Source organism: Nocardia gamkensis NBRC 108242 (genome assembly GCF_001612985.1).
In the GTDB taxonomy this organism is placed as follows: Bacteria; Actinomycetota; Actinomycetes; order Mycobacteriales; family Mycobacteriaceae; genus Nocardia; species Nocardia gamkensis.
In genome coordinates this window covers 19,706-40,969 of the sequence record NZ_BDBM01000014.1, presented here as the reverse complement: position 1 = coordinate 40,969, position 21,264 = coordinate 19,706, and the positions used below count along the sequence as shown (strand labels likewise).

The following is a 21,264-nucleotide window of genomic DNA, read 5'->3' as shown; positions in this document are numbered from 1 at the left end:
ATAATCATCACATGGTTGATTCCTCGGTCGGACCCGTCGTGCGGGTCGCGGTAGCCGGTGCCAGCGGGTACGCGGGCGGCGAAGTGTTGCGTCTGCTGCTGGGGCATCCGGCCTACCGAACCGGGCGCCTCGTCATCGGGGCGCTGACCGCGGGCTCGAACGCAGGTACCGCTCTGGGAGAGTTGCAGCCGCATCTGCTGCCGCTGGCCGACCGGGTGCTCGCATCGACCACGACCGCCGAGCTGGCCGGCCACGATGTGGTCTTCCTCGGCCTGCCGCACGGTCAGTCGGCGGCCATCGCCGCCGAACTCCCCGAGTCCACGGTGGTCATCGACTGCGGCGCCGACTTCCGCCTCACCGACCCGAAGGCCTGGGAGAAATACTACGGCAGCCCGCACGCGGGCAGCTGGCCCTACGGTCTGCCCGAGCTGCCCGGCGGCCGGGAGAAGTTGCGCGGCGCGACGCGGATCGCGGTCCCCGGCTGCTATCCGACCGTCGCCAGCCTCGCGCTGGCTCCGGCCGTCGCCGCGGGCATCGTGGAGCCCGCCGTGCACGTGGTCGCGGTGAGCGGCGCCTCCGGCGCGGGCCGCAAGCTGGACATCGGCCTGCTGGGGTCGGAGGTGATGGGTTCGGCGCGGGCCTACGGGATCGCGGGCGCGCACCGGCACACACCGGAGATCGCGCAGAACCTGACGGCGGCGGGCGGCACGGACGTCGCGGTGTCGTTCACACCGGTCCTCGCGCCGATGCCGCGCGGCATCCTCGCCACCTGCACCGCGCCCACGCGCGTGGACGCCGCGCAGGCGCGCGCCGTCTACGAGAAAGCCTATGCCGACGAGCCTTTCGTGCACCTGCTGCCGGAGGGCACGCTGCCGCAGACCGGTTCGGTGCTCGGCTCCAACGCCGTGACCCTGCAGGTCGCGGTGGACGCCGACGCGGGCCTGCTCGTGGTGATCGGCGCGATCGACAACTTGACCAAGGGCACCGCGGGCGCCGCGGTCCAATCGATGAATCTGGCCCTCGGATTCGAGGAGACCGAAGGACTTTCCACCGTAGGAGTGGCACCGTGACGACAGTCGACATCGCCGACGGCAAGCTGGTCCGCACGCAGGGCGTGACCGCCCCGCTCGGCTTCCGCGCGGCGGGCATCGCCGCGGGCATCAAGGCCAGCGGCAAGCCCGATCTGGCGCTGGTGTTCAACGAAGGTCCGGAGTACCCGGCCGCGGGTGTGTTCACCCGCAACAAGGTGAAGGCCGCTCCGGTGCTGTGGTCTCAGCAAGTGCTGACCGGCAAGCGGCTGCGCGCGGTGATCCTGAACTCGGGCGGCGCCAATGCCTGCACCGGCCCTGGCGGATTCCAGGACACCCACAAGACCGCCGAGGAACTCGCCGCCGCGCTGAGCAATTGGGGCACCGAGACCGGCGCGGGTGAGATCGCCGTCTGCTCGACCGGACTGATCGGCGACCGGCTCCCGATGGACAAACTGCTCCCCGCCGTCACCGAGATCGTGCACGAGATGGGCGGCGGACTGTCCGGCGGCTCGGATGCCGCCTGGGCCATCATGACCACCGACACCGTGCCCAAGGAGGCGGCGTTCCATCACCGCGACAAGTGGAACGTCGGCGGCATGGCGAAGGGCGCGGGCATGCTCGCGCCTTCGCTGGCCACCATGCTGGTGGTGCTCACCACCGACGCGGCGGTGACCGCCGAGCAGCTCGACCGAGCGCTGCGCAACGCCACCGCGCGAACCTTCGACCGGCTCGACGTGGACGGCTCCTGCTCCACCAACGACACCGTGCTGCTGCTGGCCAACGGCGCCAGCGAAGTCACGCCCGCCCAGGAGGAGTTCGACGCCGCCGTGCTCGCGGTCTGCGACGACCTGGCCGCCCAGCTGATGGCCGACGCGGAGGGCGTCACCAAGCGGGTGCTGGTCACCGTGGCGGGCGCGGCCACCGAGGACGAGGCCGTCGCCGCGGCGCGCACCGTCGCCCGCGACAGCCTGGTCAAGACGGCGCTGTTCGGGTCGGACCCGAACTGGGGCCGGGTGCTCGCCGCGGTCGGCATGGCACCGGTCACGCTCGACCCGAACCGGATCTCGGTGTCGTTCAACGGCAAGCCGGTGTGCATCGATGGCGTCGGCGCGCCCGGCGCCCGTGCGGTCGACCTGTCCGGCACCGACATCGAGGTGCTGATCGAGCTGAACGTCGGGTCGGCGAGCGCGAGCATCCGCACCACCGACCTGTCGCACGGTTACGTCGAAGAGAACTCGGCCTACAGCTCATGACCAGTCAGGTGCTGCATTCGCTCTCCGCGCTGGACAAGGCGCACGTCCTGGCCGACGCCCTGCCGTGGTTGCAGAAGTTCCGGGACAAGATCGTCGTCGTGAAGTACGGCGGCAACGCCATGATCGACGATCACCTCAAGCAGGCCTTCGCCGCCGACATGGCGTTCCTGCGCACGGTCGGCGTGCACCCGGTGGTGGTGCACGGCGGCGGCCCGCAGATCAGCGCGATGCTGAAGAAGCTCGGCCTGCAAGGCGAATTCCGCGGCGGCTTCCGGGTGACCACTCCGGAGGTGATGGACGTGGTGCGGATGGTGCTGTTCGGTCAGGTCGGTCGCGAACTGGTCGGCCTGATCAACTCGCACGGCCCGTACGCGGTCGGCATCTCCGGTGAGGACGCCGGGCTGTTCACCGCGACCCGCCGCACCGTCGAGGTGGACGGCGAGCCGACCGACATCGGCCTGGTCGGTGACGTCACCGAGGTGAACCCGGACGCCGTGCTGGACCTGATCGGCGCGGGCCGCATCCCGGTGGTGTCGACCATCGCGCCGGACGCCGAGGGCGTGGTGCACAACATCAACGCCGACACCGCCGCCGCGGCGCTCGCCGAGGGCATCGGCGCCGAGAAACTGGTGGTGCTCACCGACGTCGAGGGCCTGTACACGAACTGGCCGGACCGGTCCTCGCTCACCTCCAGCATCGATACGGCCGCGCTGGCCGAGTTGCTCCCGCGTCTGGATGCGGGCATGGTGCCCAAAATGGAAGCCTGTCTGCGCGCGGTGTCGGCCGGTGTACCGACCGCGCATGTCATCGACGGCCGGGTGCCGCACGCCGTGCTGCTGGAACTGTTCACCGGAGAAGGAATCGGAACGATGGTGACCCCCGCCCCGCTCATCCCGAACGGGTCCGGCGCACCGAACGGAACGAAACAATGAGCACAGCTGAACTGCAGAAGCGGTGGTCCGCCGCGCTGATGAACAACTACGGCACGCCGAAGGTCGCGCTGGTACGCGGTGCGGGGGCCGTGGTCTACGACGCGGACGGCAAGCGCTACGTCGACTTCCTCGGCGGCATCGCGGTCAACAGCCTCGGCCACGCCCACCCGGCGATCCTGGAGGCGGTCACCCAGCAGCTCGGCACGCTCGGTCACGTGTCGAATCTGTACGCCAGCGAGCCGGTCGTCGAGCTGGCCGAGCGGTTGCTCGCGCACTTCGGCGACGGCGAGGGCCGGGCGTTCTTCTGCAACTCCGGCACCGAGGCCGTCGAAGCGGCGTTCAAGATCGCCCGGCTCACCGGGCGGCCCAAGATCGTCGCCTGCGAGGAGGCGTTCCACGGCCGCACCATGGGCGCGCTCGCCCTCACCGGGCAGCCGTCCAAGCGCACCCCTTTCGAACCGATGCCGCCCGGTGTCGTGCACGTGCCCTACGGTGACGCCGCGGCACTGGAAGCCGCGGTCGACGAGCACACCGCGGCGGTGTTCCTCGAGCCGATGATGGGGGAGAGCGGTGTGGTCGTTCCGCCGTTCGACTACCTCGCCAAGGCGCGGGAGATCACCGCGCGCAAGGGTGCGCTGTTGGTGCTGGACGAGGTGCAGACCGGCATCGGCCGGACCGGGAAGTTCTACGCCCACCAGGCCGTCGGCATCGTGCCCGACGTGATCACGCTGGCCAAGGGCCTCGGCGGTGGACTGCCCATCGGTGCGGTGCTGGCCAACGGCCGCGCGGCCGATCTGCTCACCCCCGGCATGCACGGCACCACCTTCGGCGGCAATCCGGTGTGCGCGGCGGCGGCGCTCGCGGTGCTGCGCACGATCGACGAGACCGATCTGCTCTCGCACGTCGAGTCGGTCGGCAAGCGGCTCAGCGACGGAATCGAGCTGCTCGAGCACCCGCTCATCGACCAGGTGCGCGGTGCGGGCCTGCTGCTGGGCATCCTGCTCACCGACGAGGTCTCCGCGCACATCGAGGCGCGGGCGCGGGAGGCGGGCTATCTGGTCAACCCGGCCAAGCCCGACGTGATCCGGCTGGCGCCGCCGCTGGTGCTCACCGAGACCCAGGCGGACAACTTCGTCGCCGACCTGCCGGAAATCCTCGACGCCGCGCTCGCGGACGCGAAAGGGGCTGCGACGCAATGAGCCTTGTGAGGCACTTCCTGCGTGACGACGATGTCAGCCCGGCCGAGCAGGCCGAGATCCTCGCCCTCGCCGCCGAACTCAAGAAATCACCCTTCGCGCGCCGCCCGCTCGAGGGCCCGCGCGGCGTCGGGGTGATCTTCGAGAAGAACTCCACCCGCACCCGGTTCTCCTTCGAGATGGGCATCGCCCAGCTCGGCGGGCACGCCGTGGTCGTCGACGGCCGCGACACCCAGCTGGGCAGGGAGGAGACGCTCGGCGACACCGGCCGGGTGCTGTCCCGGTACGTGGACGCCATCGTGTGGCGCACCTTCGAGCAGTCCCGGCTGGACGAAATGGCCGCCACCGCGACGGTGCCGGTGGTCAACGCGCTGTCCGACGAGTTCCATCCCTGCCAGGTGCTCGCGGACCTGCAGACGCTCGCCGAGCACAAGGGCGACCTGACCGGACGCGAACTCGCCTACTTCGGCGACGGCGCCAACAACATGGCGCATTCGCTGCTGCTCGGCGGCGTCACGGCGGGGCTGAACGTGACCATCGCCGCGCCCGCCGGGTTCGAGCCCCAGCCGTGGGTGGTGGAGGCCGCGCGCAAGCGGGCCGCCGAGACCGGCGCCACCGTCACGGTGACCGGCGACCCGGTCGCCGCCGCATGGGGCGCCGATGCGCTGGTCACCGATACCTGGACCTCCATGGGACAGGAGAACGACGGCCTGGACCGAGTCGGTCCGTTCCGGCCGTTCCAGCTCAACGCCGATCTGCTCGCCCACGCCAAGCCGGACGTGGTGGCGCTGCACTGCCTACCCGCGCACCGTGGCGAAGAGGTCACCGACGAGGTGCTCGACGGGCCGCGCAGCGTGGTGTGGGACGAGGCGGAGAACCGCCTGCACGCGCAGAAAGCGCTGCTGGTCTGGCTGCTCGAGCGACGATCCGGGGGAGCGGCGTGACCGAGGTCAGAAGCGGCCCGGCCATCGCGCGCACCCGTGCCGGGCGGCAGTCGCGCATCATCGAACTGCTGTCGGCGCACGCGGTGCGCAGCCAGACCGAGCTGGCGGCGCTGCTCGCGGCCGAGGGCATCGAGACCACGCAGGCGACGCTGTCGCGGGACCTGGACGAACTGGGCGCGGTGAAGCTGCGCGCCGCCGACGGGGGCGCGGGCGTCTACGTGGTGCCCGAGGACGGCAGCCCCGTCCGAGGCGTCACCGGCGGCACCGACCGGTTGTCCAAGCTGCTCGGCGATCTGCTGGTCTCCACCGACGCCAGCGGCAACATCGCCGTCTTGCGCACCCCGCCCGGCGCGGCGCACTACTTGGCCAGCGCCCTCGACCGCGCCGCCTTGCCGTACATCGTCGGCACCATCGCGGGCGACGACACCATCGCCGTCTTCGCCCGCGAGCCGCTGAGCGGGGCCGAAGTAGCCACGAAGATCGAACAACTAGCCTGAGCCGGGCGCGTCCGTGCGACTCGCCTTCGTCGCTGATCCCCGACGTGCAGCGATAAGCAGTCCGATGCGCGGTTCGCTCGGCCCGAAGCCGGGCGCTCACCTGCTTGCGGGGCGCGCGGTTTCGGCTCCTTTTCGCCCACGGGTAGGCATCGCGAGCGCGGAGGACGGCGGCTGTGCGAGGGTGTAGACGGAGCCGTTGTCCCAGCACAGGGCGACGCCCCACCCGATTATGAATGGGCTTGCATCGTCGTGCATAATCATTTGCAGGACGTGCGGGCCGCTGTGGCGGGAAGCCGGTCCGCATCAGGCACACGAACCATCGAGGAGCACACAGAACATGTCCGAGCGCGTCGTACTCGCCTACTCCGGTGGGCTGGACACCTCCGTCGCGATCAGCTGGATCGGCAAGGAGACCGGCGCCGAAGTGGTGGCCGTGGCCATCGACCTCGGCCAGGGCGGCGAGGACATGAACGTGGTGCGCCAGCGCGCGCTGGATTGCGGCGCCGTCGAGGCGATCGTGATCGACGCCCGCGACGAGTTCGCCGAGCAGTACTGCCTGCCCACCATCCAGGCCAACGCGCTGTACATGGGCCAGTACCCGCTGGTGTCGGCGATCAGCCGCCCGCTCATCGTCAAGCACCTGGTCGAAGCCGCGAAGTTCCACGGCGCGAGCACCGTCGCGCACGGCTGCACCGGCAAGGGCAACGACCAGGTCCGCTTCGAGGTCGGCATCGGCGCGCTCGCGCCCGACCTCAACGTGATCGCCCCGGTCCGCGACTACGCGTGGACCCGGGAGAAGGCCATCGCCTTCGCCGAGGAGAACTCGCTGCCGATCAACGTCACCAAGAAGTCGCCGTTCTCCATCGACCAGAACGTCTGGGGCCGCGCGGTCGAGACCGGGTTCCTCGAGGACCTGTGGAACGCCCCGACCAAGGACGTCTACGACTACACCTCCGACCCCACGGTCAACTTCGAGGCGCCGGACGAACTGATCGTCACCTTCGACAAGGGCGTGCCGGTGGCCATCGACGGCCGCCAGGTGAGCGTGCTGGAGGCGATCGTCGAACTGAACAAGCGTGCGGGCCGCCAGGGCGTGGGCCGGCTGGACATGGTCGAGGACCGCCTGGTCGGCATCAAGAGCCGGGAGATCTACGAGGCGCCCGGCGCCCTCGCGCTGATCACGGCGCACCAGGCGCTCGAGCACGTCACCATCGAGCGCGAGCTGGGCCGCTACAAGCGCCAGGTCGAGCAGCGCTGGGGCGAACTGGCCTACGACGGCCTCTGGTTCTCGCCGCTCAAGCGGGCGCTGGACGCCTTCATCGGCGACACCCAGCAGCACGTGTCCGGCGACATCCGGATGGTCCTGCACGGCGGCTCCGCCGTGGTCAACGGCCGCCGCTCGGAGCAGTCGCTCTACGACTTCAACCTGGCCACCTATGACGAGGGCGACACCTTCGACCAGTCGCTGGCCAAGGGCTTCGTGCAGATCCACGGCCTGTCCTCCAAGGTCGCCGCCCGTCGCGACCTCAACCAGAAGTAGGCGCCGGGCGTGCCGGTGCTCTGACACGCACCGGCACGCCGACGGCCCGCGCCCGCTGCTCGAGATGGCATCGGCCATGCGCGATATCGCTCATACCAGCGACGCGCCGACCCCGGCGACATCGGTCTCCGCGATCAGCGGGTGCAGCCCGGGCGCGAGGTCGTGGCTCGAGACAGGCTTCGACGTGTGGCGACCCCCGCCGTGGACGCACGACCACGACCGCGACAATGATCTCGCGGGGACATGGGTAACTCACCGGGTACGCCCAGAACCCGAGCGACATCTGACGCAGGACCTGAACGCAACCCACCAGTCACCCGACTGGTACGGCCTGAGAACTCGGAGAGGCGGACGAGCATGAGTGGCGGCACGAACCAAGGCGCGCTGTGGGGCGGGCGATTCGCCTCCGGCCCGGCCGAGGCCATGGCCGCGCTGAGCAAGTCGACGCATTTCGACTGGGCGCTGGCCCCCTATGACATCCGTGCCTCGAAAGCGCACGCGCGGGTACTGCACAAAGCGGGCCTGCTGTCGGACACCGATCTGTCCGGCATGCTGGACGGGCTGGACCGCCTCGCGGCGGACGTGGCCTCCGGCGCGTTCGGTCCCGTCGAGTCGGACGAGGACGTGCACGGCGCGCTGGAACGCGGCCTCATCGAGCGGGTCGGCGCGGAGCTCGGCGGACGTCTGCGGGCGGGACGTTCCCGCAACGACCAGGTGGCCACCCTGTTCCGGATGTGGCTGCGCGACGGGGTGCGCCGGGTGGCCGCGGGCGTGCTCGCGGTGATCGACGCACTGGTCGAGCAGGCCGCCGCGCACCCGGACGCCGTGATGCCGGGCAAGACGCACTTGCAGGCGGCGCAGCCGGTGCTGCTGGCGCACCATCTGCTCGCGCACGCCCATCCGCTGCTGCGCGACCTCGACCGGCTGCGCGACTTCGACCGCCGGGCGGCGGTGTCGCCCTACGGTTCCGGCGCGCTCGCGGGTTCCTCGCTCGGACTCGACCCGGAGGCGATCGCCGCGGAACTGGATTTCGACGCGTCGGCCGCCAACTCCATCGACGCCACCTCGGCGCGGGACTTCGCCGCCGAGGCCGCGTTCGTGCTGGTCATGATCGGCGTCGACCTGAGCCGGATGGCCGAAGAGGTGATCATCTGGAGCACCCCGGAATTCGGCTACGTCACGCTGGCCGACGCCTGGTCGACCGGCTCATCGATCATGCCGCAGAAGAAGAATCCGGACGTCTCCGAGCTGACCCGCGGCAAGGCGGGCCGGTTGATCGGCAACCTCACCGGTCTGCTGGCCACCCTCAAAGCGCAGCCGCTGGCCTACAACCGCGATCTGCAAGAAGACAAAGAACCCCTCTTCGACTCGGTCGCGCAACTGGAACTGCTGCTGCCGGCCATCGCGGGCCTGGTCTCGACGCTCACCTTCCACACCGACCGCATGGCCGAACTCGCACCCGCCGGCTTCACCCTGGCCACCGATATCGCCGAATGGCTCGTGCGCCAAGGCGTTCCATTCCGGGTCGCGCACGAGGCGGCGGGCGCGTGCGTGCGCGCCGCCGAGTCCCGCGGCGTCGGCCTCGACGAGCTCACCGACGAGGAGTTCGCCGCCGTCGACCCGGCGCTGACCGGGAAGGTGCGCGAGGTGCTCACCGTGCAGGGGTCCATCGCGTCCCGCAACGCCCGGGGCGGCACGGCCGGTGTTCAGGTCGCGGCGCAGCTCGCCGAGGTGCGTGCGGCGGCGGCCACGGCGCGGGACTGGCTGGGCTGACGCCGGACTGGCTTGCCCGGACCGGCGCCGGGCGCGGCCGGTCGGGAATCGCTGTCGGCGCACCTACCCGGTGACAGTGATATCGGCGCCGCTGAACAGCAGATCGCTGCGCCGCCGGCTTTCACTGGAATCCGGCAGCAGGTCGGCCTCTGGAACCAGCTCGCGCAACTGCCGCAGAAATACTTCGACGGCCAACGTCGCCATGCTCTTGCCGGGGCACACGTGCCTGCCGAAGCCGAAGGTCAACGGCAACTTGCCGGTCCCGTCCAGGGCCAGGCAGTCGGGGAAGGCGTCCGGGTCACGGTTGGCCGCGGCGAACAGCACGAGCAGCGGTCCCGCGGGCAGCCGCGTACCGCTGGACAGCACGACCGGCGTCCTGGCCTGACGTTTCCACGCCACCAACCCGGGATCCAGTTGCAGGATCTTCGCCGCCACCCGGGTGCCGCCGTCCGGCTCGGCGAGCAGGTCCCACCACACGCGGTCCGGATCGCCGAGCAACCGCTGGACGCCTTGCTGGATGCTGCCGCTGACCGTGTGCACTCCCGCGGCGAGCGAATTCGCCATGGCGGACACCGCGATCCGATGGGAGAGCCCGGCGTCGCGCAGCCTGCGGGCGAACCCGGTCGCCTCGCTGCCCCGGCTCTCCCGCACCGCCGCTCCGCTCACCGTGAACAACCAGCCGAGCGCGCTCACCGCGTCGGCCAGTTCGCGTCCGCGCATCACCCGGCCGAGCAGTCCCGATTGCGCTCCGCTCCAGGCGGCCACCTGCGGCCAGTCCGCGGCGGGCAGGCCGACCGCCGCACCGACGGACCGGGCCGCGTAGCCGATCGATAGCGCGGTCACGTCCAACGGAGCACCGGTGCGGAACCCCGTATCGCGCACAGCCTCGTGGAAGTACTCGGCCATAGCCGCGGCCCGGGCGGGACGATCGGCCGGGGAGATGGTGAAATGTCCCGACGGTCCGGCCATGGTGTTCCACACGCGCTTGTGCAACCGGTCGTCGGCCAGGTTGGCGGTCGCCTTCGCGGGCGGGGGGATCAGGTGCCGGACGAACGGCGGGATGGCTCGCGGTGTCGCGGCGATCCGCGCGTAACCCACGAGCGGGTCCAGCGAATTCGCGTTGGAGATGCCCGGCGTGGCCGCCTCCAGCACCTCGCGTACGTCGGCGTACTTCCAGATCATCCGCAGCCCGGACCGATGCGCATAGCTCGGCTCGGGCCACTCGTGCAATCGCCGATACCGTTCGTCGCGCTCGGCGTACGGCAACTCGTTGCACGTCACCTCATCGAACGGAAAACCGGTCACCGCAACGCCCGAGCTACGCATCGGCCGATCGTATCGACGCGCCGTCCACCGCGACCGGGCCGCGAATCCCCGGGGCTGGGGAGCGGCTACGCCGGTGGCCGAGTGCCGCTGTGCCTGCCCGCGACTCTGACTACGCTGCGAAAATGACCTTGCTCCTGCTCGCCTTGGCCATCGCTTCCGAGGTGACCGCGACCGTTTCGCTGAAACTATCCGACGGATTCGCCAAGCTCGTCCCCTCGATCGTGGTGGTCGTCGGCTATTGCGCCGCGTTCTTCTTCCTGGCCCAGGCGTTGAAGCGAGGCATGCCGATCGGCGTGGCCTACGGCATCTGGTCGGCGGTCGGTGTCGCCGCGATCGCCCTGATCGGCGTGCTGTTCCTGGAGGAGCGGCTCACCCTCGTGCAACTCGGCGGCATCGCGCTGGTGATTCTCGGCGTACTGGCCTTGGAACTCGGGGGAGCGCATTGACTTCCTAGCGGCGCACGCACGCGACCCGAAGCCGTCTGGGCGACGCGAAGGCACCGTGTCGCAGGCCGGTTCGCCCCTGCGGGCGGCATCGCGGTCAATCCGCGGCGCGGACCGCGTATCCGGCGTTCGCGAGGGCGGTGAGTACGTCGTCGCGATGGTCGGAACCGCGCGTTTCCAGCGTGAGCGCTACCTCGACCTCGTCCACCGCCAGCCAGGTCCCGGTGCGCGAATGCGCCACGTCGACCACGCTGGCGCTGGTCTTGCCGATCACCGCCAGCAGCGCCCCCAGCGCACCCGGGCGATCGGAAATCGTCACGCGCACCGCGAGGTAGCGGCCTGCCGCGCTGAGCCCGTGCCCGATCACCCTGGTCAGCAGCAACGGGTCGATGTTGCCGCCGGACAGGATCGCGCAGACCGGCCCGCGCAGGCCGAGTTCCTCCGGCGTGCGACTCATCAGGGCGGCGACCGCCGCGGCACCCGCGGGCTCGACGATCAGCTTCGCGCGTTCCAGACACAGCAGCAACGCCTGCGACAGGGCTTCCTCGTCTACCGTCACGATGTCCGAAACATGCTGCGCCACGTGGGAGAACGGCACCACGCCCGGCCGGCCGACCGCGATGCCGTCGGCCATCGTCGCCATCCGCTCCACCCGGACCGGACGCCCCGCCGCCAGCGAGTCCGGCCAGGCGGCCGCTTCCGCCGCCTGCACGCCGATGACGCGCACGTCCGGCGCGAGATGTCGCAGCGCGACCGCGACGCCGGCCAAGAGCCCACCACCGCCGGTGGGTACGAGGACCGTCCCCACCTCCGGCAACTGCTCCGCGATCTCCGTGCCGACGGTGGCCTGACCGGCCACGATATCGGGATGGTCGAACGGGTGGATGAGCGTCGCGCCGGACCGGTCGGCGAACTCCAGAGCGGCGTCCAGTGACTCGTCGATGGTCTCGCCGACTTGGCGGACCTGCGCCCCGTACGCCTTGGTGGCCATCAGTTTCGGCAGCGACGCCCCGATCGGCATGAACACCGTCGACGTGAGGCCGAGAGCCGCCGCCGACCACGCGACCCCTTGCGCATGGTTACCCGCGCTCGCGGCCACGACGCCGCGTTCCCGCGCCTCCTGCGGCAGATTCGCGATCCGGTTGTAGGCGCCGCGCGGCTTGAACGAACCGGTGCGCTGCAAGTTCTCACACTTCAGCCACACCTCGGCACCCGTACGTTCGGACAGCACCCGCGAGGCCAGCAGCGGTGTGCGCCGGATCACCGGGGCGAGCAGCCGCGCGGCCGCCTCGATCCGGGACATATCGACCGACTCCATACCGTCATGCTGCCATCAGGCAGACGGGACCGGAGGCAACCGCTCACGCGCCCGCAGGCCCCGGCCCGGATGTGCGGGGAATCACCGAACGCACAGGGAAACGGCTGGGCGGATCTGCGTGAGTCAGAGCGAGAGTCCGCCCCGCCGCACACCGGCCCGCTGCGAGCAGACGGCGCTCGAACAGGTCAGGCAGCCACCGCGGTGGCGAGCTTGCGCAACTCGGTGTCGGGGTCGGCCACGTCGACCACGAGCCGTGTGACATCAGCGCCCGCCAAGTCGATACGGATGGCGTGCCCGTCGAAGCGCGTGTCCCAGAATTCCTTGCGGCCCTTGCCGCGGAATGTCCCGGCCGCGATCACTCCGGGGAAGAAGGTGCCGGGCGTGCGCACCCACGGCGGGCGGCGGTCGACCCCGGCCACGCCGAGCGCGGTGATGTCGGACAGGTCGAAGGTCAGCTGGTCGCGCAGCGCCAGCAGTTGATGGGTACCGAGTACGTGCACTGTCACCCTGGTTCCGGTGACTTCGAATTCCACCATCACGCACCTCACTTCACCGAGAACTCCTACAACATCAACGATGCCGAACGGTCCTGGCCGCAGCCTGTGCCGTTCCTTTGAGTTCTCTCAGTTTCCGTCCATGGTGTTACAGAAATATGCGCATCTATGGATGTAGCCAGGTCCGGGAGTCAAGGGGCGACTCGACGTGCAACACAGCCGGGAAGGGAGACCTTCCCGAAGTCCGAAGCTGGGCCGAGGCAGCCGCGCGGCCGCAGTCGACGACGCGCTCGACCGCCTCGGACCAGAAAAGTGCAGAACGCCGACGATCAGGGGGCCGAGATTCTTCTGACCTGCGCGTGCTCCGCGACGTCGAGGACACCGGCCAGCCACGGCGTGTAGGCGTCCGGATTGTCGGCCAGCGCGTCGCGTAAGGCGTCCGGGTGGATCCAAGCGAAATCGGCGACCTCGGCCGGGTCCGGGCGAGGCGCGCCGATGTCCAGCCGCCCGATCAGGACGTGGTCCCATTCGGACTCGACGCGGCCGGTGCGGAGGTCTGCCGCGTGGTAGCGGTAGATCCCCGCCTCGGTGAGCGCGATGGTCAGGCCCATTTCCTCCGTCAGCCGCAGGCCCGCCGCGGTAGCGACCGGTTCACCCGGTGCGGGGTGGCCGCAGCAGGTGTTGGCCCACAGCGACGGGAACCTGGTCTTCACCGCCGCGCGCTGCTGCAGCAGCACGCGGCCCGCCGAGTCGAACAGCAACACGGAGAACGCGCGGTGCAGCCGTCCCGGGGCCAGGTGGGCCTCCGCGACCGAGCACGCGCCGACCGCGCGGCCCACGTCGTCGACGAGCTCGACGGGCAGGGCCTCGCGGTCGGTGTGCGGCTGGGCGAGGGCGTCGGTCACCTTCCCACCTTATCGGCGGCTATGAGCAGGTACTGGAAGCTGCCCTCCCGATAGGCGGTGAGGAACGGCTTCTCGACACCCGTGGCGAGCTCGGATTTCGTGCGCAGCTCCCAGTACGGGATGGTCGCCGCGGTGAGGTCGGTCACGGCGATGGGCACCAGGTTGTTCTCGGCCATGGCGCGGAAGTACTCGCTGCGCGGATGGATCATGCAGCCGTAGTGCGCGTCGATCCAGCTCACCGAGGACGATCGGCCACCGGTCACGTCGTTGGAGCAGCCGGTGATGCACACGTAGCGCCCGCCCGGCTCCAGCAGCCGGGAGAACTCGCGGAACAGATCGAACAGGTCCACGTACATGGTGGTCTCGTTGGTCCAGATGCCGCGCATGGAACCGGACTCGAAGCCGGTGTCCAGCATGTTGCGGAAGTGGAACCTCACCTTGTCCGCGATGCCGCGATGCCCGGCCTGGTCGTTGGCGAAGCCCACCTGATACTCGGAGATGGTCACGCCGTCGACCTGACAGCCGAAGCGCTGATTGGCCATGAAGCTGGTGCCGCCGCGGCCGGAGCCGCCGTCCATCAGCCGGTCGCCGGGCCGGACGTCGCCGAGATGGTCGAGCAGGAAATCGGCCTGTGCGGTCTCCAGTCGATGCAGTTCGGTGACGAGACGTTCCTCTCGGGTGTCCTCCGGACCGGTCAGCACCGACAGGTCCGGGTCGCCGATGCCGTAGTGATGGTGGTAAAGCCCGTCGACCTCACCGAGTTTGGTGTTGACCCGGTCGTCGTTCGGGTTGTTGTTCCAGTACGCGGCGACAGACTTCTGGTAGCTGGTACGCAGAACGGTCCCGGTCTCCGGGTTGAGCATGGTCATGCGCGATCACCCTCTCTCGGTGCGGTACTGCTTCATTGCTTTCACTGCGGGTCGCGATAGCGTTTGCTGTCGGCGTGCCAGGCGCGGTTTCCTCCCATCCACGCCCACAGGCCGGTGAGGAAGCGGCGTAGTTCCGGCGACCCCGCCGCGGCCAACGGCGCCGCCTCCCGTTCGAACCGGTGCACCAGCTCGTCGTGCACCTCGGCGGTGCGCAGCACGGCCTCGCGGCGCGAGCAGCGCTCCTCGGCGGCGAGGACGGTCGGCAGATTGAACTCCCTGCCGTTGGACAGGTCCTCGCGAGCCATCGAGTACAGGTCGTTGACCATCTGACTGGCCAGCGCCGCCGTGGTGACGACGCGGCGCACCGCGGGGGCGGTGTACTCCGCGGCGTGCAGCTCGTATCCGCCCAGCACGTCGGTCGGTGCCATGCACGGCAGGAAACTGTGCGGTTGCCGGTTGGTCAGGTACTCCCATACCGGCGGCATCCGCCCGGCCGCGCGCCACCCCGCTTCCGCACCGAGCGCGATGAACCAGCCCGCGATCTCGGTGCGCAGCCGGGCCAGCTGCGCCGGGCGCGCGTAGCGAGCCATATGGTCGAAGGACGTGCGAAACGCGCGCAGGATCGGGTCGGCCTCGAGGGCCGCCTCGAGTTCGGCGGCGTAACGCGCGGGAAGGTGGACCGGATCCATGGCCGCGGCGGCCAATTCGAGCCGGGGACCCAACTCCGCCTCGGCGCTGGAGGGGGTGCCGTCCGGAGCCCGGTCGTCGGCATCCTCCTCGCAGTAGTAGTCGTCCACCGACCATTCCGAGACCGCGCACTTCGCCGCCGCCAGCAGGCGATCGGCGTCGTCGCAGTCAGGGTGGGCGAGCATGATCAGCCGGCCGAAATCGGCGTCGCGCAGTTCGTCCAGCCGACCTTGGTACAGCCCGATCTCTTCGGCCCAGTCCACGATCCCGGTGTTGACCGCCTCTGCGAGCGCAGGATCGTCCCGCAGGGGCGGCGGGCAGTACAGCGGCGGAATCGGATCCGGGCGGTCCCGGTCCACCGTCGCGGTGCCCGGGCCGCTCGGCCCCCGCGGAACAAGTGCGGGACCGCGAGCGGAGTCCGACCCGGTTCGCGGGGCGGGCGCCGCATGCGTGGCCGTGCGTGGCGTTGCGGCGATGCCATGTCGTCCGAGGAACGCGGACGCGGTGCCGAGCCCGGTGGGGCCGGACGGAATGCGTGGTGCGGTCGGCAACGGGTTCCGTCCCGCTACCGGAATCGGTCCCGGCACTACCCCCATGCCGTCGGTGGCGGCCGCCAGGGCAGCGGCCGATGTGACGGCGGGCGTCGTGGCACGGTCCGGGCTGCCCGGAAGCAGCAGCGCGGCGGCACCCAGGCCGGACGGGCCGAGCAGCCCGCGAGGCGTCACACCCGACAGTTCATCCGAACCCGAAATCCCTTGCAGTTCAGTTGCTTTCGGAGAGAAGAGCTCGGACGGAGCGGTCGTCCGGGTGTTGGTGAGTAGCGCGACGACGGTGGCGGCCACCTCATCGGTGGCATGCGCCGCCGCGGCGCGGGAGAGCACCGACATGCCCATCACCCCGGTCAGTCGGCCTGCCGGGCGACCAGGACGTTGCCGAGCACGCCGAGGGCATCCGGTACCAGGACGGCGGCCGAGTAATAGCAGCTGACCAGGTAGGAGATGATCGACTGGTCATCGATGCCCTTGAAGCGCACGTTGAGGCTCGGCTCGTATTCGTCCGGGATCCCGGTCTGGTGCAGGCCGATGACGCCCTGGTCCTTCTCGCCGGTGCGCATGGCCAGGATCGACGTGGTCTGGGTGTCGCTGATCGGGATCTTGCCGCAGGGGAAGATCGGCACGCCCCGCCATGCCGGAACGCGGTGCCCGTCCACCTCGACCGGGTCGGGGTAGAGCCCCCGCTTGGTGCATTCGCGTCCGAACGCGGCGATCGCCTTCGGATGGGCCAGGAAAAATTTCGTGCTGCGCCGCATGCTGAGCAGTTCGTCCATGTCGTCCGGGGTGGGCGCGCCGGACTCGGCGTAGATGCGCTGTTTCAGGTCGCAGTTGTGCAGCAGGCCGAAGTCGGGGTTGTTGACCAGGTCGTATTCGCGCCGTTCGTAGAGCGCTTCGATGGTCAGGCGCAGCTGCTGCTCGACCTGGTTCATCGGGTCGTTGAACAGATCGGCGACGCGGGTGTGCACCCGCAGCACGCTCTGCGCGAGGCTGAGTTCGTACTGGCGCGGGGAGGCGTCGTAGTCGACGAACGTGCCTTCCAGCAGCGGCTCGCCGGAGTGACCCGAGGCGACCTCGATGTCCGCCTCGCCTTTGTGGTTCTGCGGACGCGTGGGCGCGGAGGCGACGCGGGAGAGTTGCTCGCGCAGTGCCGGAGCGCTGTCGATGAACTCGGTCAGCGATCGCCGCGGGAGGACCAGCATGGTCGTCGGCGTGACCGTCTTGATCGTGACCGGCCAGATCGCCGATGGCTCGGTGAGTATCGTATCGCCGAAGAAGTCGCCGCCACCCAGGATTCCGAGCTTCGTCTGCTCGCCGTACTCACCCGACCCGATCTTGCTCAATTTGCCGTGCACGATCAGCAGAACCTGATCCATCGGATTTCCGAATTCCGCTACTACAGTGCCCGGTTCGAGATCACGCTGTTCGAAACGGTCTGCGAGGCCGCGCAGCACGTCCTCGTCGCCGAAGCCGCGCAGTGCCGGAAGCTCTTGCAATTCCAGGGGAATGACCCGAGCGGTGGACCCGTCGATGACGAATTCCACCTCACCATTGCCCACCGTATGGGTGAGGCGGCGGTTCACGCGGTACACCCCGCCGTTGACCTGCGTCCATGGCAGCGCGCGCGTGAGCCACCGCGAGCTGATGCCCTGCATCTGCGGTTCGGATTTGGTGGTGTGCGCGAGCAGGCCGGCCGTGCTGGTACTCAGGCTCTTGCGCACGTTGTTTTCCGTTTGGACTGGCATTTCTATGGTCATGCGTGGTCCTCACCTCGAGACGGCCACCGAGACATGGTGACGGGTTTTGGGGCAGGGGAAATCGAGAAGTCGTCGATAGTTCAGAGTCGCTGGGTGTTCACATCAAACAGCAGCGGGCATGCCCGCGGAGAGCTCATCGAACGAAATTGCCTACGCGCCACGGCGTTCCAGACGAGTTCGATGGTAGACGCCGAAAGCGGCTGTGCACAGGAAAATTTCGAAGATCGCCCCGGTGGCCCGCGGATGGTCACGACACGCGGTCGATTCCGGTAACGGCGGGTGGCGTCGTGGATCCCGCAATTGCGTTCTAGTAGCGAAGAATTAGCTGCCTTGTGGAGCGGTCTCCTGGTCTCCCCGCCCGGCGGTCGTCCCGCGCTCATGCCGATCGGTCCGAGAGCCCGGGCGATCCATCGGAGCCGCGCCGGGGTAGCGGCCGAGGACGTCGCGTCCGGCCGCCGGAAAGCGATGAGACGTTCGGCCGAAGCCGGGCGTGTAGTGTCGCTCCTCCGTCGAGCCGGGTAGGTGATCACGTCCCGAACGGACATCGACCCCTATCCGGTACGCGGGAGTCGGCCGGGGCGGCGCGCACGGTTGCGCCGGGCGGTGGTTCCCGGCGGCTCGAGCGTCCGCGGGGGTGTGCTCGGGGTCGAGGGGGGAATGCCGAGGGGGAGCCGACCGTGGCAACCTGGCATGCGACGTGTCACAGCGGACACATAATGGACAGGTGGTATGGGAAGCTCGTCTGAACACCTCGCGGTGTGTGATGCGGGTCACGTTCTAGGGTAGGCCAGGAGCGACGGTGAAGTTGAACGCGAATGTTGTGGTGGGCTCGGTGCAGCGGTTGATGGCGACCGCGCAGAACGGCCTGGAGGTCATCCGCTTCGGCGGGCTGACCCATGACGTCGCGTCCTCGCCGTTCGAGGTCGTGGAACGCAGACGCATGTACCGGCTGCGCCATTACTTCCCCGACGACACGACGCCGGGGCGGCCGGTGGCACTGCTGGTGCCGCCGCTGATGGTCAATGCCGACATCTGGGATGTGAACGCCGAGGACGGCGCGGTCGGGATCCTGCACCGCGGCGGAGTCGACTGCTGGGTGGTGGACTTCGGCTCGCCCGCGAGCGAGGAGGGCGGCTGGCAGCGCGACCTCGCCGATCACGTGCTGGCCGTCAACAGCGCCGTCGACACCGTCAACGAGGCCACCGGCTCCGGCGTGCACCTGATGGGTTACTCGCAGGGCGGCATGTTCGCCTACCAGACCGCCGCCTACCGGTACGGCAAGGGCGTGGACAGCATCGTGACCTTCGGCAGCCCGGTCGACATCGTCGCGGGCATGCCGTTCGGGCTGCCCTACGGCATGGTCTCCGACCTCGCCGACTTCCTGGCCGATCATGTGGTCACCCGGCTGCCGATCACCGATTCCATGGTGCGGATCGGCTTCCAGCTGCTCGACCCCGTGAAAACGGCCAAGTCCAGAATCGATTTCCTCCGGCAATTGCACGACCGTGAAGCGCTGCTGCCCAAGGAGCGCCAGCGCCGCTTCCTCAACAGCGACGGCTGGGTCGGTTACGCGGGCCCGGCCGCGGCGGATCTGCTCAAGCAGTTCGTCGCGCACAACCGGCTGATGCTCGGCGGTTTCGTCATCCGCGATCATCCGATCTCGCTGGCCGAGCTGAAATGCCCGATCCTGGCGTTCGTCGGCGAAGTCGACGACATCGGACAGCCCGCCGCGGTGCGCGGCATCGTGCGGGCCGCGCCGAACGCGGAGGTCTACGAGGCGACGCTGGTCGCGGGACACTTCGGCCTGGTGGCCGGGAGCACGGCCACCAAGCACACCTGGCCGCTGGTGCGGCAGTGGGTCGGATGGATGAACGGCGACAAGCCGCTGCCCCCCGAGATCGTGCCGATGGCCGAGCACGTACCGAGCAACCGCCCCCGGTCGGCGGCGACCAGGGTGGTGCACACCGCCGCGTCGCTGGCGGAGGCGGGCACCGGCGTGGGCAAGGCGCTCGAGGGCATCGCGAACAACACGGTGCGCGGTTCCATCGAACTGGCAGGCGAAGCGGCGCGGGCACTGCCCCGGCTGACCCGCCTCGGCATGATCCAGCCGCACACCCGGGTATCGCTCGGCCGGTTGCTCACCGAGCAGGCGCGGCGCGCGCCGCAGCGGGACCTGTTCCTGTTCGACGACCGTGTGCACACCAACGAGGCGGTCAACCAACGCATCGACAACGTCGTGCGCGGCCTCATCTCGGTCGGCGTGCGCCCCGCCATGCGGGTCGGCGTGGTGATGGAGACCCGGCCCAGCGCGCTGGCCTCCGTCGCGGCGCTGTCGCGTCTCGGCGCGGTGGCGGTCCTGCTGGCCCCGAACGGCGAACTGAGCCGCGCGATCGAGCTGACCGGCGTGGAGACCCTGATCGCCGACCCGGAGAATCTGCGGCGGGCCGCCGAGACCGGCGCAAGGGTGCTGGTGCTCGGCGGTGGCGACACCAGGGAACTGGCGCTGCCCACGAGCGACCGCTTGATCGACCTCGAGCAGATCGATCCGGCGCGGGTGCGGGTGCCCGCGTGGTACCGGCCCGATCCCGGCCTGGCGCGGGAGCTGGCGTTCGTGCTCGTCACCGGCACCGGCGAGCGGCTGGAGACGAAGTACATCAGCAACCACCGCTGGGCGCTGTCGGCGTTCGGCACCGCGACCACGGCCGACCTCGATCGCAAGGACACGGTGTACTGCCTCGCGCCGCTGCATCATTCGTCCGGGCTGCTGGTCAGCCTCGGCGGGGCGGTCGCGGGCGGAAGCCGGATCGCGCTGGCCCGGTCGCTGGACCCGCAGCGCTTCGCCGAGGAGGTGCACCGCTACGGCGTCACCGTGGTCACCTACACCTGGACCATGCTGCGCGACATCCTCGATGCCGAGGTGTTCCCGCTCGGCCACCGCCATCCGATCCGGTTGTTCATCGGCTCCGGCATGCCCGCCGGGCTGTGGCGGCGCACCGTCGAGCAGTTCGACCCGGCCCGCGTGCTGGAGTTCTACGCCTCGATCGAGGGCGACGTGGTGCTGGCCAACGTGGCCGGAGTGAAGCGCGGGTGCAAGGGCAGGCCGGTTCCCGGCACCGCGAAGGTGGAGCTGGTCGCCTACGACCCGCTCACCGAACGCATCCTGGTGGACGGATCCGGCTTCGCCAGGCGTTGCGCGGACAACGAGGTGGGCCTGCTGATCGGCAAGGCGTCCGACGGCGTCGACATCTCCGCGGGCGGCCTGCGCGGGGTCTTCACGGCGGGCGACTCCTGGATGCCGACGGAGAACCTGTTCCGCCGCGACGGCGACGGCGACTACTGGCTGGTCGACCGCACGGACACGGTGATCCACACCCGGCGCGGACCGGTCTTCGGTCAGCCGATCGTCGACGTGCTCAACGACATCACCGCCGTCGACATGGAGGTCACCTACGGGCTCAACGTCGGCGACCACTGCCTCACGGTGGCCGCGGTGAGCGTGCGCGAAGGCTTCCGCCTGGAACCGAAGGACGTCACCGAGGCGTTGCGGGTGTTGGAACCGGACCAGCGGCCCGATCTGGTCTACGTGGTGGACGACATCCCGCGCAGTCCGTCGTTCCGTCCCTCCGCCCGTGCGGTGCAGGCGGCCGAGCGGCCGGAGCCCGGACCGGACACCTGGTGGTACAACCGCGCCTCGGACGCCTACGAGATCCTCACCGAGGACCGAGCGAGCACCCTGTTCGGCGGCTGA

Annotated in this window: 17 protein-coding genes; 10 read left to right on the top strand and 7 right to left on the bottom strand. The window is 69.7% G+C overall.

Annotated features, from left to right (window positions below):
* The first annotated feature begins 11 nt into the window (after positions 1 to 11).
* The 8 genes from argC (at position 12) to argH (ending at position 9,166) form a co-directional block, all read left to right on the top strand.
* Entirely contained in the window at positions 12 to 1,070 is a 1,059-nt protein-coding gene (gene argC / locus NG1_RS13655; protein WP_084498900.1) for an N-acetyl-gamma-glutamyl-phosphate reductase, read from the top strand.
* A complete protein-coding gene (gene argJ, locus NG1_RS13650) occupies positions 1,067 to 2,284 on the top strand; it encodes a bifunctional glutamate N-acetyltransferase/amino-acid acetyltransferase ArgJ (RefSeq protein ID WP_062970742.1) in 1,218 nt (405 codons plus the stop codon). Before argC ends, argJ begins: the two co-directional genes overlap by 4 nt.
* Positions 2,281 to 3,216, top strand: a complete 936-nt coding sequence (gene argB / locus NG1_RS13645; RefSeq protein WP_062970740.1) for an acetylglutamate kinase — start codon at positions 2,281 to 2,283, stop codon at positions 3,214 to 3,216. The genes argJ and argB overlap by 4 nt, the downstream gene beginning before the upstream one ends.
* Positions 3,213 to 4,415: an acetylornithine transaminase gene (locus NG1_RS13640; RefSeq protein ID WP_062970738.1), complete on the top strand. Its 1,203-nt coding sequence runs from the start codon at positions 3,213 to 3,215 to the stop codon at positions 4,413 to 4,415. The genes argB and NG1_RS13640 overlap by 4 nt, the downstream gene beginning before the upstream one ends.
* Positions 4,412 to 5,356 (top strand): ornithine carbamoyltransferase, encoded by a 945-nt coding sequence (argF, locus tag NG1_RS13635; RefSeq protein WP_062970736.1) that lies wholly within the window; start codon positions 4,412 to 4,414, stop codon positions 5,354 to 5,356. Before NG1_RS13640 ends, argF begins: the two co-directional genes overlap by 4 nt.
* A complete protein-coding gene (locus tag NG1_RS13630) occupies positions 5,353 to 5,853 on the top strand; it encodes an arginine repressor (RefSeq protein ID WP_062970734.1) in 501 nt (166 codons plus the stop codon). Before argF ends, NG1_RS13630 begins: the two co-directional genes overlap by 4 nt.
* Before the next feature lie 337 nt (positions 5,854 to 6,190).
* Positions 6,191 to 7,393: an argininosuccinate synthase gene (locus NG1_RS13625; protein WP_040866126.1), complete on the top strand. Its 1,203-nt coding sequence runs from the start codon at positions 6,191 to 6,193 to the stop codon at positions 7,391 to 7,393.
* A 357-nt stretch (positions 7,394 to 7,750) separates the two neighbouring features.
* The gene (gene argH / locus NG1_RS13620) at positions 7,751 to 9,166 is read left to right on the top strand and encodes an argininosuccinate lyase (protein WP_062970732.1); all 1,416 of its coding nucleotides are present in this window, start codon (positions 7,751 to 7,753) and stop codon (positions 9,164 to 9,166) included.
* A 63-nt stretch (positions 9,167 to 9,229) separates the two neighbouring features.
* Here the strand turns inward: argH and NG1_RS13615 are convergent, their stop codons facing one another.
* Positions 9,230 to 10,492 (bottom strand): cytochrome P450 family protein, encoded by a 1,263-nt coding sequence (locus tag NG1_RS13615; RefSeq protein WP_157114041.1) that lies wholly within the window; start codon positions 10,490 to 10,492, stop codon positions 9,230 to 9,232.
* 122 nt (positions 10,493 to 10,614) lie between these two features.
* On the opposite strand from NG1_RS13615, the gene NG1_RS13610 reads away from it, so the two are divergent.
* Positions 10,615 to 10,938 carry a DMT family transporter gene (locus tag NG1_RS13610; protein WP_040866129.1) on the top strand — a complete coding sequence of 108 codons (324 nt, stop codon included), beginning with the start codon at positions 10,615 to 10,617 and terminating at the stop codon, positions 10,936 to 10,938.
* Between the two features lie 94 nt (positions 10,939 to 11,032).
* On the opposite strand, the gene ilvA is transcribed toward NG1_RS13610, so the two are convergent.
* From ilvA to NG1_RS13580, 6 genes are all read right to left on the bottom strand, one after another.
* Complete coding sequence (gene ilvA, locus NG1_RS13605) at positions 11,033 to 12,253, bottom strand: threonine ammonia-lyase (RefSeq protein WP_062970728.1); 1,221 nt, start codon at positions 12,251 to 12,253, stop codon at positions 11,033 to 11,035.
* A 185-nt stretch (positions 12,254 to 12,438) separates the two neighbouring features.
* Entirely contained in the window at positions 12,439 to 12,789 is a 351-nt protein-coding gene (locus NG1_RS13600; protein ID WP_062970726.1) for a hypothetical protein, read from the bottom strand.
* A gap of 287 nt (positions 12,790 to 13,076) precedes the next feature.
* A complete protein-coding gene (idi, locus tag NG1_RS13595; protein ID WP_062970724.1) occupies positions 13,077 to 13,652 on the bottom strand; it encodes an isopentenyl-diphosphate Delta-isomerase in 576 nt (191 codons plus the stop codon).
* Positions 13,649 to 14,521: a geranyl diphosphate 2-C-methyltransferase gene (locus NG1_RS13590; protein WP_062970722.1), complete on the bottom strand. Its 873-nt coding sequence runs from the start codon at positions 14,519 to 14,521 to the stop codon at positions 13,649 to 13,651. The genes idi and NG1_RS13590 overlap by 4 nt, the downstream gene beginning before the upstream one ends.
* A 41-nt stretch (positions 14,522 to 14,562) precedes the next feature.
* The gene (locus NG1_RS13585) at positions 14,563 to 16,095 is read right to left on the bottom strand and encodes a family 2 encapsulin nanocompartment cargo protein terpene cyclase (protein WP_062970951.1); all 1,533 of its coding nucleotides are present in this window, start codon (positions 16,093 to 16,095) and stop codon (positions 14,563 to 14,565) included.
* A 14-nt stretch (positions 16,096 to 16,109) separates the two neighbouring features.
* Complete coding sequence (locus tag NG1_RS13580) at positions 16,110 to 17,516, bottom strand: family 2B encapsulin nanocompartment shell protein (protein WP_062970720.1); 1,407 nt, start codon at positions 17,514 to 17,516, stop codon at positions 16,110 to 16,112.
* 799 nt (positions 17,517 to 18,315) lie between these two features.
* On the opposite strand from NG1_RS13580, the gene NG1_RS13575 reads away from it, so the two are divergent.
* Entirely contained in the window at positions 18,316 to 21,264 is a 2,949-nt protein-coding gene (locus tag NG1_RS13575; protein WP_084498899.1) for an acyl-CoA synthetase, read from the top strand.

Excerpts from the sequence above, each read along its gene's own strand:
- argC (WP_084498900.1), top strand. The coding sequence starts at position 12 with ATGGTTGATTCCTCGGTCGGACCCGTCGTGCGGGTCGCGGTAGCCGGT.
- argB (WP_062970740.1), top strand. The coding sequence starts at position 2,281 with ATGACCAGTCAGGTGCTGCATTCGCTCTCCGCGCTGGACAAGGCGCAC.
- NG1_RS13640 (WP_062970738.1), top strand. The coding sequence starts at position 3,213 with ATGAGCACAGCTGAACTGCAGAAGCGGTGGTCCGCCGCGCTGATGAAC.
- argF (WP_062970736.1), top strand. The coding sequence starts at position 4,412 with ATGAGCCTTGTGAGGCACTTCCTGCGTGACGACGATGTCAGCCCGGCC.
- NG1_RS13625 (WP_040866126.1), top strand. The coding sequence starts at position 6,191 with ATGTCCGAGCGCGTCGTACTCGCCTACTCCGGTGGGCTGGACACCTCC.
- argH (WP_062970732.1), top strand. The coding sequence starts at position 7,751 with ATGAGTGGCGGCACGAACCAAGGCGCGCTGTGGGGCGGGCGATTCGCC.
- NG1_RS13615 (WP_157114041.1), bottom strand. The coding sequence starts at position 10,492 with ATGCGTAGCTCGGGCGTTGCGGTGACCGGTTTTCCGTTCGATGAGGTG.
- NG1_RS13610 (WP_040866129.1), top strand. The coding sequence starts at position 10,615 with ATGACCTTGCTCCTGCTCGCCTTGGCCATCGCTTCCGAGGTGACCGCG.
- ilvA (WP_062970728.1), bottom strand. The coding sequence starts at position 12,253 with ATGGAGTCGGTCGATATGTCCCGGATCGAGGCGGCCGCGCGGCTGCTC.
- NG1_RS13600 (WP_062970726.1), bottom strand. The coding sequence starts at position 12,789 with ATGGTGGAATTCGAAGTCACCGGAACCAGGGTGACAGTGCACGTACTC.
- NG1_RS13590 (WP_062970722.1), bottom strand. The coding sequence starts at position 14,521 with ATGACCATGCTCAACCCGGAGACCGGGACCGTTCTGCGTACCAGCTAC.
- NG1_RS13585 (WP_062970951.1), bottom strand. The coding sequence starts at position 16,095 with ATGTCGGTGCTCTCCCGCGCCGCGGCGGCGCATGCCACCGATGAGGTG.
- NG1_RS13580 (WP_062970720.1), bottom strand. The coding sequence starts at position 17,516 with ATGACCATAGAAATGCCAGTCCAAACGGAAAACAACGTGCGCAAGAGC.